The following is an 18964-nucleotide window of genomic DNA, read 5'->3' as shown; positions in this document are numbered from 1 at the left end:
GCCGTATACCGAACGGTACGTACGGTGGTGTGAGAGGTCGGCTACTCAATTAATGAGCAGCCTCCTACTCGATTTTTGTTTGATTGCGAATTGAGTTATAGTAAGTAACGTGTCTCGAACGGTCTGTTCAACGATGGCCGTCGTCGTACAGGTTAAACCTTCGAGGTAGAACGTTTCAGACTTTAGTGTGGAATGAAACGATTCGATGGGGCATTATCAGCGGGCGTACCCTTGCGGGACATGCTCATGGTAATGCCTTTTCCCTTTACAGCTTCTTGATATGCCTGAGAGGTGTAGACGCTGCCCTGATCGCTATGGAGTATCGTGCCTGAAAGATCGGGTAACTGGCCCAGTGTGTCCAGCACCAACGCCGCATCTTGCTTGTCAGCTATACTGTAGGCCACAATCTCCCCGTTATACAAGTCCAGAATACTCGACAGATATAACGTTTTTCCACCAAACGGCAAATACGTAATATCGGTAACGAGTTTTTGCAGGGGGGCATCGGCCACAAATTGGCGCTTTAACAGGTGTTCTGCTATGTAGGCTGGCTGCCCTGTAGGTTTGCGTTTCTTCACTTTGACACCCTCAGCCCCTCACGCTGCATAATCCGCTGTACGCGTTTGTGGTTAATCCTGTGCTCCCTCCGAAGAAGCGCCGCGATCTTCCGGTATCCATAACGAAACTTATGCTGTCTGCAGAGTTCACGAATTTTCTCTACCATGTGATCCTTGCATTTCCTCCCATAGGAGGCTTTCCAACGATAGTAGGTGGCACGAGGAAGTCCGATCCATGCACATGCTTGGCTCACAATGACTTCCCCACGAATGGACTCCATCCATTCCACTATGATCTTGGGAGACACCTCCTTTCCAACTGCGACATCTCTTCCATGAAAGCTTCGTGAACCGAGCGCCATCCAAGGCATTTGCGAGGCCTTCAAAGACCGGCTTATTGTGCCGTTATACGTTACCATCGCTGGCAGCGATGAGGTCAGGGGTTCGATCCCCCTAGGCTCCATAACTAAAGAACCCGCCAAACACAAGGATTTCTGAGTGTTTGGCGGGTTTTTGTTATGCATTGATGTTGAAGATTATGGGGCGTGGTCACACGTTTGGTCACACTCAGGATTTTTTTGAGTGATTTCGAGTAAGATTTAGTTAAAAACGCAGAGTTCAACTGTACGGTTTGATGCTTCTCTTTATTAGGTATTTAAGGGAAAGAGGACTTGGTGAAATATTAGCCGAACAGCATCTCACCATATTGCGAAGCGGTCTCTTTGTGAACAGAGGGTAAAACGTGGGAATAGGTATCAAGGGTTACTCTGATATCAGAGTGACCGAGGATTTCCTTCACCACTTTAGGATTTATGTTACGAGCAAGCATAAGTGTCGCAACGGTATGACGTAGATCATGGAATCGAATTTTTGGGACATCAGCCTTCTTCATAATTTTATAGAAAGTTCGGAGTAAATTGCGAGGATTAAGCGGTTTGCCAACTTTAGTACAAATAACTAAGTCATGATCTTCATAAAGTGATCCAGCAGAAAGCTTCTGCCGCTTGATTTTCTTGTGATGTTTTTTCAGATCGTCTAATGTTCTTTCGATTAAAGTAATTGTTCTTGCACTTGATTTAGTTTTAGTGTCTTGAATCAATTCTTTGCCGTCATGACTTAACGTTTGACGTACGCGTAGGACACCAACTTCAAAGTCGATATCCTTCCAGTGGAGACCAAGTATTTCTGACTGTCTCATCCCCGTGGATAGAGCGAGAAGAAACACAATATGCAGATCATTCTTTTCAGCAATTTTGAGAAATCGAACTGCTTCATCGAGATTCCAGACAGCCATTTCTTTATGGGGCACTTTAGGAGCGTCAGCATCAGCTGCAGGGCTATAGGAGAGGTATTTCCGCTTTACAGCTGTTTTAAATGAGCTTTTTACGATCTTTTGAATATCTTGTATCGTGCTTTCGGATAGTCCTTTTTCTTTTAGAAGATAGCCGTAAAAACTTTCGATCATTTGTGTTGTAATCTTACCCATCTCCTGATTTCGAAAATAGGGTGTGATATGCTTCTGGATATTTGATTTATATGTTTTAAAAGTCACGGTTCTGAGTTTATATTCTTTGCTTGAGAGCCATTCACCTTCGAGGAACTCAACATATTTTGTATTGTTCTGTTTTACATAGGTGTGATCATCCACTTGTTTTAACAGGGTTCTCATTTCTTTCATGGCTTCCTTTTCTGTCCTAAAGCCACGTCTTTTGATTTGTCTCCGTTTGCCATTCTCATCTTTTCCAGCGCTAACGACAAACCAGTATGTTCCTTTTTTTTCATCCTTATGAACTTTCATCTGCATGTTGCCTCCGTTTCGGATCGTTTTTTTGAAATGCAAATAAGCAGGAGCGATATGCCCCTGCCAATTACAAGTCTGTTACCGACCGAATTATATTTTATTTTGTCTTCATTGTATTAAGCAATTGGTCACGCTCCGTTCGAAGGGATTGGACTTCCTTCTTGATCATCCCTTTACGTTCCATCTAAGTTCCTTTTTGACTGAATTCCAAGGCCAACTTCACATGTTTGGCAGCGAGAATTAACAGCCGCTCATGTTCGTACTCATTTTCAAGAACCATCTCAATATTGTTACTCATCGTTTACTAACAACCTTTCTGGTTCGGAATACAGCCAATAATCAGCCAACACAAATAAACTGCGACAATATTGCCGCAGCTTGTTCCAGGGGTTATTTAATCTTCCGTCAACTCTTTGAAGCGTTCCATGTTCATTTTCGCTTCTGACAATACAAAGTCTTTTACTGCCACTTTAGGAATTCGATATCCCTTCATCTTGAGCGACTTTATTTGTTTGCTGCGAAGAAGCTCATAGACTTTGGAACGCCCAATATCCAGCGCCTCCATAACATCTTCCACCGACATAATATCATCGTACTGCGAAAACATAGCATCACCCTTATCGTAAGATTTCTTTCTTGCTCTGGAAATAATGTATATTTGAATCTGTTGAGTGTTCGATTATGATACTGTTCAATGCAAATTGGTTTTGATTGAATAACGATTTTTCTGATTGGATAGAGTTGAATGTTAAAAGAAGCAATAAAGTCATCTAAACAGATTATTTTTGTTTTAAACTCGTTTAAAGTGTGATAGTGTGATAGAAATGAAATCTAAATCATCACACTATCACTGTTTTTTTAAAAAAGGGGATCAGTTATATGGAAAGTGAGTTTGGTGAATTTTCTAAACAGGAATTAATAAAGAAATTTAAAAGCAAATACTCCGATGACGAATTTGATATAAATGATAACGGAGAATTTTGCATTATACAAAACAACAAGCTGAAGCCGATAGCTAACTTTAGTCTTATTCCAAAGGGAACTGCTAAAAATACAAATGGAAAAACAGGCTCGTATATTTTTACCGCACTGATATTTGATGGTCAGAAGACTACTATTTTGCCTGAAATAGAAGTGTCAAATAAAGATATAGCAACTAAGAGTTGGTTGCGCGATCAGATTCCATTAGGCATGTTTAATATGAGTGAAACAAAGGGATATCAGTTCTTTAAGAAATTTATTCTTAGATCACAAAATAAAGAATTGTTAGATCTATTAGATATTGAAAGATCGGGATGGCATTGCATAGAGAAGAAATGGGTTTACGTACACAGTGGTGGTGCTATTGGTGAAATGGATAAGAATATACGGTTAACAGAAACGGAATCAAATCTTAAGATTGATAATCAAATTACATCCAAAGAAGCGTTTTTAGGAAGCTTGGGTATGCTGGATATTTGTGATCCGAAACTAACCCACGCTCTTCTTTCATTAGTATTGGTTTCAGTAATTACATCACCGTTGATTGAAAACGATTTAGCTCCTAGATTCAGTATGTGGGTCGAGGGGAAATCGGGTATGGGGAAAACGAGCTTATCGAAAATGTTTACTCAAATTTTTGAGAATCCCAAGCTCGTTCATGTATACGATTTTAAGAAAGACTTAAACAAGAATCTTATGAATAGAGATTGTGTTTCCATCTTTGATGATTACGGTACTGCAAAAACAAAAAGGACAGCGGATTTGACAAATGAAAAAATTGAAAAACTGATTAGAGATATCGGTGACAGAGAAGCAAGTGCGTATTTTACAACACATCCTGAAGGTATGTTTCTCTTCACTGGCGAAAAGTTTATTGCGATGGGCAATGCAGATATAACATCATCCGCAGGACGAGTTGTGCGAGTTCAAATTGATAATTTATTCGATAAAAAGCAAACTTCAACATATGATCCATTGAAGGTAGAAAGATTTAATCGCTTTAAGGAAACCAGTTTTTTGCCTACAAGTATGGCGAGCTATTTGAAGTGGGTGAGTGAGAAGTTGAACACCCATTTCATTGAAAGCTACCGGAGAGATTTCGAATATCATCGGAACTATTACTCAACAGATCCGAAAGTCCACAGTAGACAGAAAGACAGTTTTGCTCATCTGACGGTTTCTTATAATTTCTACTTGGCATATGGTTTAGAGAACGGGTATATAACCCCGGAAGAAAATTCTCTCTATGTCGAGAAGGCGAAAAATGTATTCTGGGAGTTGCTGAAGCAGCAGGCGGTTTCACCATTTGACCAGGACGTCCAAACATTTCTAGATGCACTTGAAGACTTGATATTACAGAGAAAAATCACTGTTACTGTCAAAGGTGTCCCCTATATGGAACGAAGTGAAGTATTAGGTATCGTTGATATATCTGAAAAAACGTTAAGTTTGGCATGGCAACCTGTGTTTGAAATGGTCGTTAATCATATCCTTCTCCAAACTGAAAACTCAGACTTCATGAGTGATATAAAGATTGGAAAGCTGTTGCGGGAAGCTAATCTAATTTACAGATACAATGACAGGGTTACGAAACCAGTAACTGGGCTGAATGGTCGTGCCATTCAATTCAATACTGATAAGTTTCCTGATCTGATTGAGTCAATTATAGAAATTAATAAGAGTAGAAACTTTAATAGTATGCTTGAAGAATACGCAAGGATTACAGAAAGTAATGATCGTAGAGAAGAAGAAAAGCGAGAATACAGAGAAAATAAAAGAGAATTGAAGAAGTTAAAGTCCAATATTTTTAAAACAGGCAAAGAGTATAGGGACAGCGAGTAATCGCTGTCCTGTTCTTTTTTTCTCATAGTTCTTCCGAGTTGAATAGGTTTATGTCGATTTCATTTGATAATTTATGATAAATATAATTTGTTTAAAATAATGTTTTAGGTAGCGTCAAGAATTATGTGTAAATGAAAATATCCTTGTCTGGTAGAAGATGGTGCTAATCTTTGTTGGAGAACATCGCTAGTAGCTCGGATCGAGCTTGGTCAAAGCCAATATGGCAGCGTGTAGCGAAGCGTTGGTTATAGCTTTCAAACTGTGAAACCAAGAATTTCTCAAGAGCTTCTTCATGTGGAAATTGCTCTTTGCGCTTGGTATATCTCTTCATTTGTTTATTGAAGGATTCAATTAGATTGGTCGAATAAATGCTTCTCCATATGGGCTTTGGAAAGCTGTAGAATGTGAAGATATATGGATTTTCTCGTAGAGATTTAACGACCTTAGGATAAGTAGATTTCCACTTGTCACAGAAGGTCTCTAGAGCTGCCTTACCGGCTCTCTCACTGTCTGCCCGGTACACCGATTTAAAGTCCCCACAAATCTCTGCACGGTCAGATACACGGACTTTATGGGCAATATTACGTGCCAAATGAACACAACACGTTTGGTATTTGGCCTGTGGATAGACTTCTCCAATTGCATCTACAATGCCTTTCAATCCATCCGAAATAAAGAGTAGTACTTCTTGTGTACCACGATTCCGAACGTCTTGCAGGAGTTCTTTCCATACGTAGGCCGATTCAGTTGGCGCAATGGTGTATGCTAAAACTTCTTTTGAGCCATCTTCACGAATCCCAACCGCAAGATACACAGCTTCTTTGGACACCGTTTCTCGCTTAACAGCAATGTAAGTCGCATCTAAATAGACGCAAACATAACGTTTCGTTAGCGTGCGTTTCATAAAAGCTTCCACATGTTCAACCATAACTTTGGTCATGTTAGATACGGTTTGAGGCGTGTAATGATGTCCATACATTTTCTCCATAAGGTCAGCAATTTCTGTCATCGTCACACCCTTCTGGAACATGTGAATGACAAAGGATTCGAGCGTGTCATTGGAACGCTTGTACGGGGCCGCCGTTTGCTGCTTAAACTCTCCATTGCGATCTCGTGGGATGTGGAGCTGCAGGTCACCATACTCCGTATGAAGTGTACGTGTGTACACTCCGTTACGCGAATTACCTGAATTCATCCCCATCCGGTCGTACTTTTCATAATCTAGGAATGCCGTTAATTCCGTTTCTAACAAACGATTCATAGCTGATTCTAGGTGAGAACGAAAAACTTCCGTCACATCCTGTTTCGTGACTAGAGCTTGGACTAAATCTGATGTAAAATGATTCATAGGGAAGACCTCTTTTCTATGAATTGTTGTGTGGTAACTCAATTCTACAAGAAAAGGTCTTCCTTTTGCTATTTATCTATTTACACAAGATATTTTACGCTCTCCGAATATTAGAGTGTAGGCACGGTTGGATTACTTTTAAAACTGCGCATAACAAAAACCTAAGTCCCATACTAACTGGAGGTTTTTGTTATGCAGCATACCGTTCATATGTTTTACAAACTGAATTATCATTTCTATACGGCCTTGTTTGCAGTTCTACAGCAATTATCGGATTCCAACGGAACCAAGTTTTATAAAGAAGTGGATGGCACTTACCATTGTCATTTGCTTTTAAAAGAAACAGGGATAAAGCTGATACTGCGAAGGTATAGAATATGAGGAAGGAATCAGCTATAAATCCTTAGAGATCATTATGAATCCCATGAGACTGTTAGATGAGAACGATTATTTGCAATTAGCATCAATGGAAAACTCCAAAGCGATTTATGCTGCTTTTAAAAGAGCATTTGAACCGATTAAAAAGAAATTTGAAAGTAAAAGGCGTAATCGGAATTTTAAATTTAATTTACATCTGCTAGACGCCTACAGCTTCAAGAGAGTCGATTTTGCGGTTAATATCTATACAGAGCATATCAAGCTCTATATGAAACTGATTAAGCGTTCTAATGTTCCTAATGGCTTTCAACAATTCGTAACGTACAAGGAATCAAGCAAGCGTTGGGAACCGCCTGAACATAGCTTCTACCTATTCAGAAAGAGCAAATCAGGTTCAAAGTCGAGTCGTGTCACCTTGAACATTCAATGCTATGATAAAGGCGAGCAACTAAAGGAGCACAATTTAGCCTGTGATGAAAGAGCAGAATATACAATTCGATTTGAGGTTCAATGCCATTACAACAAAGTATATCGGATTATTAAACACAACGGCTTAAATAAGCAAGGGTTTTCTCAGTTTTTGCGAGAAGATATATCTGAACAAGAACTCCAAAAATATTTCAAAAAAACAATTGGCTACGGCAATTATTATACGTTATCTAAAGCAAAGGAACGCATCGGGAGCACACGGTTGAGTCTGGAAATGAAACAATCACTGATTGAAACACTAGAATTAGTTAGTGCTAAGAGAGGCATTTGGAAAGCAAAAGAAATAGCGGTGGATAAGAAAGAATTTGATAAGCGGATAAAAAAATTGCATAAAATTGGAGTTAATCCTGTAACGATCCCCATGACAGAAGGGATTGATTATTTACCCTGTTTATTTGATTTGTAGAAAAAATGGCGCAGCAGCACTTTACTGAAATTCGATGAAATGCTGCTGCATTGAAAGGTAAAGCGATTTATCAGCTATATTTCTGTTTCCAATCCCATTTCTTCCATAGTATTTCTTCACCGTGTTCACGCTTTACTGAATCCTTGAGCATCCAAAGGAAATTGTTCGGGTTATCAAAATCTCCGGTCAAGCAGCCTGCGCAAAATTGGTGACAGTTATCCATGACAAGGTTATAAGAACGACTTTGACCTACCATTTCGTAGGCCCGGTGGCCAGCCATTGGGAAGCTAATCGTGCTATCGTAATCGTGATAGCATGGAACATAAATCTCGTGATTAAATGTTGTGATGTGGTTGGTAAATTCTCTTAAGCTAACACGACGAATGTAGCCATCGCCATTTAACTGTATGACTTCACCTTCCGACATGTAAATACCTGAATGCTCCATTGTCCCAAAACCAAGATCAGTATAAATGATCGAGCCGTAAGAAGGTTCAAGATTTTCGCGGATCATCACACGGTTTCGAACAGATTCGATTTTGGATATTAACCATTCGCTCATTTATTCATACTCCTCCTTTTAAATGGGATGCGTTTTACCTTTCGATGGTCACGTACTTGGCTTCCATCCACTGATTTGTAAGCCATTCGATGCCAAATATTTTGGCAGTTTCTTGTTCTTTTCCTTTTTCAACTATGAAGGAAGCGTGGTTCCAGTAAACAAGTATTTTTGCTCCACTGATTTTTTTCACTGTACCACTGAAGGTCCCTAATCCTACCGTGTCACTAACATGAACAAGCTTCCCGCTGTAGTCCAATGGATCGCTGTCATTGTATTGAATTTTATCGTGTTCCTTTTGTATGTCTTCCACTGCGTTTGCAAGGTTTTGACGGTTGTCCTCCTGCTTTTGATAGCCGTCAAGTAAAGCAAGTTTATAACCATATACAAGCCAGTCGCTTTCTTTAGCTTCTGCTCCGCCGTTGTATATAAGGACCATCTGCATTTCCCCATCCCAAGCTACCTTTGCTCCTAAATTTTCAGTGACAAATCGAACGGGGAGCATTGTGCGCCCTTTAATCACGGTGGGAGGAACGTCCAATGTTTTCTTCACACCATTTACATTTGCTGACTTACTGTCTATCCGAAGTTCAATTACGTTTTTATTCAGCTTTATCGTTACTTTTCTTTCTTTACTATTCCAGCCAACGCTCCCGCCAAGTTCTTCTATGATTGGCGCGATAGGAAGCAGGGTTGAGCCCTTTTTGACAATTGGCGTCACACTATGATCCGAGTCATCGAAAAATTGACCGTCGTCCTCCGTCAGCAACCAAGGGTTGTTGATTTGCATGGCGAGAGTTACAGGATTCGCAATTTGTTCTACTTCGGTTCCGTCCCCTGTCAACAAGCTGAATTCTAAATTACGATCTTCCGTATAATGAGTTTGGAACTTTTTCCCGTACTTCGAGTTGGCTACAAGGTCGTTGATGAAGCTAAGCGGAACAAAAATTCCAAGCCTGTAATCGTCTAAATAGGTGGCTGGTGATTCAGTGGTGAAGCTTTCCTGTCGCATTTACACAGGTACCAGATTCGTCAAGCTCGTATTCCTGTACGTCAGTAAGCCCCTGCGTGATCTTAAAGCATTCTCCTTGGAAACTAACTAAGGAGTAGGGCGGTGTCTCGTCCCATACCACCGTTTCTGTCCCCGAAAGATCAAGAAATGCCAGGATCTCTTTGAGTGGAAAAACAGCAAGATCATCCACGACAACAGGTGTATGTACAAGGCTTTCTTTTTGACCGACAAGTTTGATTCCGATGTCACTTGCTGCATAAGCTGCTTGGGACATACAAAATGCCATAAGTAAGGACAAGCAAACAGCCACGATTCTCTTTTGCATAGTTCAACCTCTTTTCATTTGATTAGTTCTTTTTGTAAAGAGCATCGGATATCGGAGAATCTTGATTTCGACCGTAAAATTCGAGACTGTAGTCGCCAAATGAGTAGGAAATTGTATAATTACCATCCAAGTCAGAAAACCCACTCTCGTCAGACTCACCAAATTTGTCGATAACATCCTGTGGTGTCGATTCTCCAATCTTGACACCTATAACTGTATGTCCATCGATAAATCTCACAGTAGTTACTTCTCCCTCTGTGATATTCCCGTTAATATTCAATTGGCTTGTTGTATAAAAAACGACATCATTGAACTCATAAGCGAATCCTGTTCCGGTATCCACTTCCTGAAGCACTTCGCCGTTCAAATCGAATAATGTGATCGTGCTATCCCCAATTCCTGAAGGAACCCCCGGGATCTTCCCACCAAAAAGGCTATTCGGCAATGGAGAAGGTTCAGGCTGCGGCTTACTTGTTGCTTCAGATGCAACGGGCTTTTCTGTACTCGGCTTGACGGGTTCAGGTTTCGTTATTTCCGCCGCGACTTCCTTATCATCAGTTGATAAAGCCACTTCATGTTTGAGAGGAATTTCAAAAGTAAACGGTTCAGTACGCACCTCCCAATTATCGCTACTGCCTTCGAACGTTGCTTTGAAGTTTTCTCCGTTCACATTTATGGCTGGGAATACGATGATCCCTTCTACTGTGACTCCGGGGCGAATGTTGTCCGAATTAATTTCAGGGAAATCGGCGTAAGTATTACTTGTTCTCTCGTACTGTTTTCCTTCTTGAATCAGGACAGACGAGTAAGTATGAAAATCAATGGTGTCTGCCGATTCATTACTGATCTTGAAATAAACGCGAGTTTCCTGCTTAGCCAACTCTACTTTGGATATCTCCATGAGGTATCCATTTTGATTCTGCGTTTGATCGACTTCGATTGTCGTAATAGAAGGAGCAAATGCGGTAGCATAATCTGTCTGGTCGACATTCTTTACTCGAATGACCGGAATTTTTAACGTTGCACCAAAAGCGTCTTTCCCTTGGAACAATTCCTGAACTTCTCCTACAATATGCAGAATGTCTCCTTTTTGAATGTCAAGTGTCGTATCGTCCAAGCGTACTATTGTATTTTTACTATCGTCGTTTCGTGCATACACTTGGAACGATTGGAATTTGTCTGTCTTTTCGGGGGACTGAAAAACTCGACCATAAAAATCAACCTGATAACCTTCAAATGGCTTTGCATTTACATAAAGCTGATCGAACTGTTCGGAGGTCAAGATTACATCCTTGCTCTTTGACTGGCTGCTTTCATCGCTCATAACAATTCCTACCACAAATAAGAGCAGGATGAGGAGGCTAATGGCAACTAGGCTATATTTCAGTTTTGTGCTCATTTTGACTGATTGTTTCTCTGGTAGCAGGAAGCCGACACCAGATAACAGTGCTGAAGATGCACCTATCATGGCGGCAAGGCCAATGTCACCTACCATAAAACTACCGATGATAAGGCCTGCTACACCTAACAGTATTTGCAGTACTCCAATAACTTTCATTTTTTGCTCCTTTTAAAGTGTGATAAGTACTTGAGACTATTTTGAGCTGACTTTCCTTGTTTTCAGCAGAAAGCCAATCCCAGATAAAAGAGCGGATGTTGCGCCGATTATGGCTGCAATACCAATGTCACCAAACATGGAACTCCCCATAAAAATTCCCGCCGCTCCAATGATTATGAGAAGAATACCGATGATTTTCATATTGAATGATCTCCTTTTGTTGTGGGTTTATTGTTCTTGCAATCTGCCGGATGATTGGGCACATTGTTTTTAATGGTATCAATGATAAGTTGCTTTAAATCGTCGGTCGTAAGTACAGCAAGGACAGCATTTTTATCTTTTGTCTGATCGTTTGGCTGCGTTCCGGTACCAAATAAGCTTTCAAGAGAACAACCAAGACCAGTAGCTATTTTTTCAAGAGTGTTGATAGTGCAATTGTTTTTCTCTCCTCGCTCAATTTGTCCTAGGTAACTGATATTAACCGATGAGCTGAGTGCCAATTGTTCTTGACTCATTCCCCTTTGGAGTCGGAGGTACCGAATTTTCTCTCCGATATTCTGTCTTGGGTTCATATTCATCACCTCCATAAAAAGAATAGAATTTTACTATCTTTGCTTCAATATGATAGAGCCATTAAAAAAGTACCTGTGGATACGATATCGTGATTATTTGTTCAGATTACACTGCTGCTAAATATACGCCCCCCCCCCCTTTTTTGACAATAAAAAAGACGCCTACCACGAAGGCAACAATAAGACTGCATGAGAAATAAACAATTCCTCATGAATCTTTAAAGTTGTCTTGTGTCTGCGTCAAACGTTGGATATTATTGGCAGCTAATGCAAAGCTTGAAGGCTTTGCGGCTGTGGAACCTTTGCTGAAATCGCGAGTTCCAATTATTAAGTGGGGAAAAGCAATGTTTGAGAACTAATATACACATTTTTATTGTTTGTTTCAACGGTTAATCTTCTTTCCCCACATTCACATTAGGCCACGCTCTTTAAGGGACACAAAATTACCTGCTCCAATTATTATATGGTCGAGAACTTCTATCCCAACGATTGCGCCTGCATCCACCAGTCTTTTTGTTAATTCAACGTCTTCCGGAGACGGAGTAGAGTCACCGCTAGGATGGTTATGAGCGCAGATCAGGGAAGCGCTGGCACGTTTAATTGCAGCTCGGAAGACTTCTCTTGGATGGACGATTGCAGCGTTGAGAGAGCCGATGGAGATGATCTCCTTAGTAATGAGACGATTCTTTGTGTTTAGGAACAGGCATACGAAATGCTCTTTGGTCAGATGGCAAAGTTCTTGGGAGAGCAAGGAATATACATCCTTGGGGCTTCGGATTATGTACGGTTCATCGGTAGGTATTGTGAGTGCTTTTGCCAGCTTAAGCATTGCAGTGATTTGTCGAGCCTTGCTTATGCCAATACCTTTGATCGTTGTTAATTGCTGTTCGGAAACATCTAATAGTTCCGTGGTCGTTGGAAACTGTTCAAAAAGCTGCTGGATCGTGTAGCTGTCCTGTTGCTCCCTGAGGGATTGGGACATAAGCGACTTCAAATTTTCATTGTGCTGAAGGTTCATTTGGACTCCTCCTGATTATGGGATTTGGGAAGAAGAAAGAACCAAACACATTGGATTGTGTCCGGCTCCTACATGATTAGTCTCTTGCGAGGACTATCTATCACGTATAGGTATCAGGGGTATAATATAGATTTAATTCTTTATAGTTTTCGAATTTCAATAGAGCAATTGTCTTATTTACATATTTCTATAAAAGGGAAATGACGGAAGCTGTCGAATTTATATGGTGGGTGACAAAGTACCTAAGCAGAGGAGCGTTTGTCAATGTTTCTTTCAGAAGTCAGAATTACAAACTTCCGAAAATTTGGTCAAGGAACTAATGGTGAACCTGGACTGGTTCTCGAATTAAATAAAGGTCTAAATGTCCTTATTGGTGAAAATGATGCCGGAAAATCGACAGTAATCGATGCAGTCAAATTTGTATTGTTAACTCAAAGTCGAGAGTATTCCAGACTCGAGAAAGCAGATTTTCACAATGATTCTAATGAATTGAAAATTGAATGCATTTTCAAAGGATTTTCTGTGAATCAAGCGAAGGATTTCTTAGAGTGGATCACTATTGATTCAGATAAACAATATAATCTTCGTGTTTTCCTGACTGCCAAAAAGGATATTAAAGGAAAGATATTAATTGACGATGTGCATGCAGGAAGTGATAGTGAGGGCCAAATTTTACATAGTAAAGCACGTGATTTACTTAGAACGATTTACCTTAAACCCTTGAGAGATGCTGAAAATGAACTTGCAGCAAAGCGGAACTCACGATTGTCTCAGATTTTATATTCACATCCCGAGTTTTCAATGGGTGAAGATCATAGACTGGTTGAAATCATTAGGGAGGCTAATGAAAAAATCAGGAGTTACTTTGATTACGACGAAATGACCAGTGATGAGAATAAGATTCTAAGATCAATTAATATGTATTTGTCGAAGTTTTCTGATAATAAAAATTTGTTGCGTTCAAATATAGAGATAGCTGCAGTTAACTTGAAAATGATCTTGGAGAAAATCGATCTATTGCTTGTTACTACGAAGTCAGGTCTAGGTTCGCTTAATCAACTATACATCGCGGCTGAATTATTGCTTTTACAAATCGAAAAAACAGAAGGCATCAATCTTGCCCTGATTGAGGAAATAGAGGCTCACTTGCATCCGCAAGCCCAGATAAGGGTAATAGACTACCTTCAAGAATTAAGTGAAAGTAGCACATCTCCAATGCAGATACTATTGACAACTCACAGTGTCACATTAGCTTCAGTTATCAAATTGCATAATTTAATCTTGTTTACTGAGGATGGTTATACCCCTGTCAAGTAGACAAATGAAAAAGACTAAGCAGCCAGCGCGTGCCGGTACTCAATCGGCGCGCGCTGTTTGAGTTTTGCCTGANTAGTTTTGCCGCGCGGGATAATACCAGGATAAGGCTTTTTCTTTAGCTGAAGGCAATACTAAACTACACAAAGGAGACTATAAATTTTTAGAAAGATTCTTAGACTCTACGAAGGCCAATTTATTTTTTGCAAAAGGAGTTATGATTGTTGAAGGTGATGCAGAGAACTTATTGCTGCCCACATTTGCCGATAAGCTAGGAAAATCTTTTGCTAAGAATGGAGTCTCTGTTGTTAATGTGGGAAGTACAGCACTGCTGAGATATTCAAAAATATTTGCTAGGCAGAAAGAGCCGATGATGCAGCTACCAGTTGCAATTGTTACCGATTGTGACGAACCAGTATCAAAAATTGACAAAGATTCTGGTAACGTTATCTTTCTTGCTGACAGAACTCCCCAAGCCATAATATTTGATAAAAAGCTCAAATATAGCGATGGAAATATAAAAGCTTATATTTCTCATGAGTGGACTTTAGAATTCGATATAGCTTGTAGTTGCTTGAAAAAGGAGCTATTCGCCTCAATTCTAATGGCAAGGGATTATATCAATCAAGATAAGGCATTAACAGAGGGCAGAGAAGTAAAAAAACACAAAGAAATTAATGACTATCTAACAGAAGCGGGGACACAAATTAGTGAATGGGACACCTATGACCCCTTCATGCTGGCTTCAAACATAGTTAGAGATGTAGTACTGAAGAAAAACATTTCAAAAGCTGTTGTAGCTCAATGCTTTTCTGGAATTTTGAAAGAACGTAACTTCACTTTGGAGGAATTAGATGTTATCAGAAGCGACATTTATCTAAAGTACTTAGTTGATGCTATAGATTATGTGACAGGAGCTTAGGGTAATGAACATGTTAGCCATAACAGATGAAGACATTGAATACGCAGCTGGAGTTTTAAATATACCCAATGGTTTTGATGTACCAAGAGTCAACGTTATAAAATGTATGGAAAGTAGAGACATAGTTGCATGCCCAGGGAGCGGAAAAACCACGGTATTACTTGCTAAGTTATTAATTCTAGCAAGACATTTACCTCTAAAAAATAATAAAGGAATATGTATTTTAACTCATACAAATGTAGCGATTGACGAGATTAAAGAGCGGCTAGGAGACAAAGCTAATGATCTACTCTCTTATCCAAACTTTGTTGGGACAATTCATTCGTTTATTAGCAGGTTTTTAGCAAGTCCAGCATTTGTTCACTCTCATTCTTCAAGAATTTCAAGGGTTTTTGAACCTGAAGATTATAAATTACGACTAGTAAGAAAATATAAGTCATTGTATCCTCCGTTTTCAGGAAGCAAGCTAGATGGTTTTCTCTATGGAAGACTTGAAAAAAAGATTAAAGATTCGAAAGACAATAATATCATAAATAGAGCAAAAGAAGACTTACTGCGTTCCTTAGAAATAGATTATACCGACAATACCATTAAAAAGGTGGCTTTTAACAAGAAGGTTACTCTTTTAAAGAATCCTGACTCAGATGCTTATAAAGACTGGTTCATCACCTTCAAAATGAAGGCATTTGTTCCTACAATGAGCTTCAAGGACTTGCACTTAAGTATGTGAATGATTTCCAAAGAGAGCTGCAATCTATATTCTCTGAGCGTTTTTCGTTTGTTTTTGTAGACGAAATGCAGGATACTAGCCTACTTCAAATGCAAGTTTTAGAAAAAACTTTTGATAAGGAAAAAGTAACCTTCCAATGTTTTGGTGATCCGCAACAAACAATTTATGAATCTGACGACAATGGCTGTGCTTGGGAACCCAGAGATCCTTTGTTAATTAAAAACAGCAACAGACTGAGTGAAAGCATAGCAAAAGCTGCTGATGTTGTAGCATTAAATCCTTACGGAATGCAAGGTAGAAAATCTCAAAATGGAGTTTTACTTCAACCAGTCATAATCACTTATAAAGATGATGATGTATCACATGTACTTGAAGCTTTTTCTAAGTTGATAGTTAAACATAAGCTTAGTGAACGGGATAATACAATATTTAAAGCAGTTGGAATGGTGAAGGATAAAAATGAAGGGCTATCAATAAAAAGTTATTTCCTGAATTTGAGAAGTTCGAGACTAGAAGTAAGGTGAATAAGGATTTCTCTGAACTTCAGGGGTACTTAGTTAAACTTGACAGAGAAGTAATTGAAAAAGAAGGTATAAAAGCGTATTACAATAGATTCATTTTAGCAATCTTGAAGTACTTACGAATAAATGATATAAGGTCTGACGAGGGCAGATATTTTTCAAGCGTATCCTTGTTAAAGTATTTACGTGAAAATGACGAGAGATTATATAAAACAACCCATAGGTACTTTGCAAGAATAATTTTATCTATAGAAAAAGAGAAATCTGTAATAGCCAGTTTCAAGTGCATTATCGCTATCATCACGAATCGACTATTCCGTTTTAAAGTTGATATATCTAAAGATAAATTTATGTATGGGACTCCTGTCTTTAAATCAGTAGCCGTTAATCAGGAAAAAGAGAATACGTACAAATATAATAAATTAGAAATTGAGTTAGACAGTGTTCATGGAGTTAAAGGGCAAACACATACTGCAACCTTGTACATGGAAACTTTTTATTTTTCTAAAACAAATGAGAGCATTATTAAGTATTTGATTGGAGAAAAAAGTTCAACAATTGAGGAGCACACTGAAAAACATATACGAGTTGCATATGTTGCGATGACGAGGCCTACTGATTTGCTATGCTTGGTATTAGATGAAGATGTCTATTTTAATAACAAATTAAAATTAAATGATTTAGGGTGGGTTCATTATTCGGACATACTCTAGTATAAGAGGACAACTCTATTAGCATCAATATGTGAATATTAAGAGAGGAATATATTCATGAATTATACTAAAGTAATCACTACTATTGAAAAAATTTATGATAACAATTTTAATGATAATCTTTGTGTGTTAATTGATGGAGAATGGGGGATAGGTAAAACTTATACAATCAAAAAATGGAGTGAGGATAGAAAAGAAAAATATGATTTCAAATATGTATCCGTATTTGGAAAGCTTTCCATTAAAGAGGTAGAGAAAGATTTAATTTTACAATTGTATGAGGTGTTTAATTCACTTCAAAAAATAACAGATAGTAATATGATGAAAATAGGTAGTAATGTGGCTAAAAAAATGGCTAAAAAATTTACAGGTATAGATTTTAACTTAAGTGATCTGATTGAAAATATATCCATAGAGAACATTTCAAATGAAAATTCAAACAAAAAAATAATTTTGTGCATTGATGATATTGAGAGAAAATCTAAGAGTATTGCAATTAAAGACTTGCTTGGATTGATAGAGAGAGCTTCAAACAACTTCAATGTTATTCTAATTGCAAATTCATTAAAGCTAAATGATGATTTAAAGGACTTCAGTGATTATAAAGAAAAGATAATAGATTATGAATTTAAAATTAATGAGTTAGATCCAGACATATTGGATGAAATTGCTTTGAATAAAATTCCCTATCTGACTAAAGCGCAACTTGAATCACTTGTGCAGTCCTATATAAACGAGGGTTCAATTCTGATTAACTTCAATAATAACTCTGTTACAAAAAAAGAAACTCAGTTAGAGAAAAGTAATATTCGTATTTATAAAAAGTTCGTTGATTTGATTAAACTCGTAAATGAAGAGGCTATTGATTTATTAAACAAGAAGGATATTTTTAGTCTCGATGAAAATGTCGTTACTTTATGCAAAAATGTAGTATATCATTATTATTTTAGCAGCGAGAAAGAGTTCAGAGAAGCTTCTGGTGCAAATTTTGATAAATTATCTCTTTTTAAAGAAATTCAAAAGATATTTAAATATGAAGATTATAGTAAAGACATTTTACGAGACTACTTTTTGAACGATACTGAAATTAGTAGAGATATTAAAGTCTTATACAAGGCATACAAATTGAATATGCCTGATTTTACGGCATTGTGCGATAAGATTAGTAATAATATATCGAACGATAATCTTTTGTACTTTGTGGGTCAGAAACAAATAATATCACTTGCTGATGTTCTCCACGACTTAGGGATGTTGAGGGAATTCAAAGAGAAATTACTTGAAATAGCCGATAGGTTATACAATCCCGAGTTACAGAAGCAGCCGCCTTACTTTGATAGTGAGGACTGGTGCAATATTGATTATTTCGGAATGGAGCCTTGTAGTCGGGAAACATTAGAAATAATTAGTTCGATAAATAAGATTAATGTGGAGAAGCATAGGACACTTTTAAAGCAAAAGTATGATGAAGCTTTAAACCAAAAAGACATTAGAACATTGGGTGAAAGAATAAAAAATATTTACATAGAAAAGCTATCTACTTTCGAAACTTTATTTGAAATTGCATTTGAAAAATTAAAGGTTCAATTTAACGTCGATACATGGGAATTTATACATTTATTGATTGGAAGGACAAATAGTGATTTAATAAAAGACTTTTTTAGAGAGAGAGAAAAACGAGAAAACGATTTAATTTTGAAAAAAAGATATCAACAACTGAATGAAGTTTTGGCTGAAAGGATGTATTTTGAGAGGGAAACTGAGCGTTGCCAGGAAAGCATTGATGATTAATGTTAGTGAAAATATAAGATTGTGATTACATTATTTCCCAATCGAAGTGCCGATTAGCAAGTCATATCTACATCTATTTCCCTTTAATATTGCACTTTTAGGTGTGAAGTGAACTTTTTAACTTTTG

17 protein-coding genes and 2 pseudogenes are annotated in these 18964 nt (G+C 38.2%); 8 read left to right on the top strand and 11 right to left on the bottom strand.

Translation table 11 applies throughout. The annotated features are described in order from the left end of the window. Positions 1–64: 64 nt before the first annotated feature. The 3 genes and pseudogenes from AM231_RS30460 to AM231_RS16530 all read right to left on the bottom strand — a co-directional run. Positions 65–877: pseudogene (locus AM231_RS30460) on the bottom strand (IS3 family transposase); the annotation flags it as partial. 362 nt (positions 878–1239) lie between these two features. Continuing rightward, the gene (locus AM231_RS16535) at positions 1240–2355 is read right to left on the bottom strand and encodes a site-specific integrase (RefSeq protein WP_054403491.1); all 1116 of its coding nucleotides are present in this window, start codon (positions 2353–2355) and stop codon (positions 1240–1242) included. Between the two features lie 397 nt (positions 2356–2752). Next, positions 2753–2941: a helix-turn-helix domain-containing protein gene (locus tag AM231_RS16530; RefSeq protein ID WP_242615178.1), complete on the bottom strand. Its 189-nt coding sequence runs from the start codon at positions 2939–2941 to the stop codon at positions 2753–2755. A gap of 296 nt (positions 2942–3237) precedes the next feature. Between AM231_RS16530 and AM231_RS16525 the strand changes: the two genes are divergently transcribed. Then, a complete protein-coding gene (locus AM231_RS16525; RefSeq protein WP_054403489.1) occupies positions 3238–5181 on the top strand; it encodes a hypothetical protein in 1944 nt (647 codons plus the stop codon). Positions 5182–5344: 163 nt separating this feature from the next. Here the strand turns inward: AM231_RS16525 and AM231_RS16520 are convergent, their stop codons facing one another. Beyond that, positions 5345–6529 carry an IS256 family transposase gene (locus tag AM231_RS16520; protein ID WP_054403488.1) on the bottom strand — a complete coding sequence of 395 codons (1185 nt, stop codon included), beginning with the start codon at positions 6527–6529 and terminating at the stop codon, positions 5345–5347. Positions 6530–6953: 424 nt separating this feature from the next. Between AM231_RS16520 and AM231_RS16510 the strand changes: the two genes are divergently transcribed. Beyond that, entirely contained in the window at positions 6954–7802 is an 849-nt protein-coding gene (locus AM231_RS16510) for a hypothetical protein (protein WP_207383586.1), read from the top strand. A gap of 70 nt (positions 7803–7872) precedes the next feature. Here the strand turns inward: AM231_RS16510 and AM231_RS16505 are convergent, their stop codons facing one another. The 7 genes from AM231_RS16505 to radC all read right to left on the bottom strand — a co-directional run bounded on the left by AM231_RS16505 (position 7873) and on the right by radC (position 12846). Beyond that, a complete protein-coding gene (locus AM231_RS16505; RefSeq protein ID WP_054403485.1) occupies positions 7873–8364 on the bottom strand; it encodes a lecithin retinol acyltransferase family protein in 492 nt (163 codons plus the stop codon). 34 nt (positions 8365–8398) lie between these two features. After that, a complete protein-coding gene (locus tag AM231_RS16500; RefSeq protein WP_054403484.1) occupies positions 8399–9373 on the bottom strand; it encodes a stalk domain-containing protein in 975 nt (324 codons plus the stop codon). Continuing rightward, positions 9348–9698 (bottom strand): hypothetical protein, encoded by a 351-nt coding sequence (locus AM231_RS16495; protein ID WP_054403483.1) that lies wholly within the window; start codon positions 9696–9698, stop codon positions 9348–9350. Before AM231_RS16495 ends, AM231_RS16500 begins: the two co-directional genes overlap by 26 nt. Positions 9699–9720: 22 nt before the next feature. Continuing rightward, the gene (locus AM231_RS16490; RefSeq protein ID WP_054403482.1) at positions 9721–11256 is read right to left on the bottom strand and encodes a hypothetical protein; all 1536 of its coding nucleotides are present in this window, start codon (positions 11254–11256) and stop codon (positions 9721–9723) included. Positions 11257–11292: 36 nt separating this feature from the next. Next, the gene (locus tag AM231_RS29120) at positions 11293–11457 is read right to left on the bottom strand and encodes a hypothetical protein (protein ID WP_165593413.1); all 165 of its coding nucleotides are present in this window, start codon (positions 11455–11457) and stop codon (positions 11293–11295) included. Further along, a complete protein-coding gene (locus tag AM231_RS16485; RefSeq protein ID WP_054403481.1) occupies positions 11454–11828 on the bottom strand; it encodes a helix-turn-helix domain-containing protein in 375 nt (124 codons plus the stop codon). The genes AM231_RS29120 and AM231_RS16485 overlap by 4 nt, the downstream gene beginning before the upstream one ends. Positions 11829–12237: 409 nt before the next feature. Next, positions 12238–12846 (bottom strand): RadC family protein, encoded by a 609-nt coding sequence (gene radC / locus AM231_RS16480; protein ID WP_054403480.1) that lies wholly within the window; start codon positions 12844–12846, stop codon positions 12238–12240. 264 nt (positions 12847–13110) lie between these two features. Here radC and AM231_RS16475 point away from each other — a divergent pair, with 264 nt between their 5' ends. The 6 genes and pseudogenes from AM231_RS16475 (at position 13111) to AM231_RS16450 (ending at position 18837) form a co-directional block, all read left to right on the top strand. Beyond that, positions 13111–14163, top strand: a complete 1053-nt coding sequence (locus AM231_RS16475; protein WP_054403479.1) for an ATP-dependent nuclease — start codon at positions 13111–13113, stop codon at positions 14161–14163. 208 nt (positions 14164–14371) lie between these two features. Then, positions 14372–15082, top strand: a pseudogene (locus AM231_RS16470) (ATP-dependent endonuclease); the annotation flags it as partial. A gap of 4 nt (positions 15083–15086) precedes the next feature. Further along, positions 15087–15812, top strand: coding sequence for a UvrD-helicase domain-containing protein (locus AM231_RS16465; protein WP_054403477.1), 726 nt, complete (start codon positions 15087–15089; stop codon positions 15810–15812). Continuing rightward, positions 15740–16336, top strand: a complete 597-nt coding sequence (locus AM231_RS16460) for a UvrD-helicase domain-containing protein (RefSeq protein ID WP_082341669.1) — start codon at positions 15740–15742, stop codon at positions 16334–16336. The genes AM231_RS16465 and AM231_RS16460 overlap by 73 nt, the downstream gene beginning before the upstream one ends. Beyond that, the gene (locus AM231_RS16455; RefSeq protein ID WP_054403475.1) at positions 16333–17046 is read left to right on the top strand and encodes a DEAD/DEAH box helicase; all 714 of its coding nucleotides are present in this window, start codon (positions 16333–16335) and stop codon (positions 17044–17046) included. Before AM231_RS16460 ends, AM231_RS16455 begins: the two co-directional genes overlap by 4 nt. 57 nt (positions 17047–17103) lie before the next feature. Next, positions 17104–18837 carry a P-loop NTPase fold protein gene (locus AM231_RS16450; protein ID WP_054403474.1) on the top strand — a complete coding sequence of 578 codons (1734 nt, stop codon included), beginning with the start codon at positions 17104–17106 and terminating at the stop codon, positions 18835–18837. The last annotated feature ends 127 nt before the right edge of the window (positions 18838–18964 follow it).

It is taken from the genome of Paenibacillus solani, assembly GCF_001277345.1.
Taxonomy (GTDB): Bacteria; Bacillota; Bacilli; order Paenibacillales; family Paenibacillaceae; genus Paenibacillus_AQ; species Paenibacillus_AQ solani.
The sequence above is the reverse complement of the archived record's forward strand: the minus strand, read 5'-3'. Positions and strand labels throughout refer to the sequence as shown.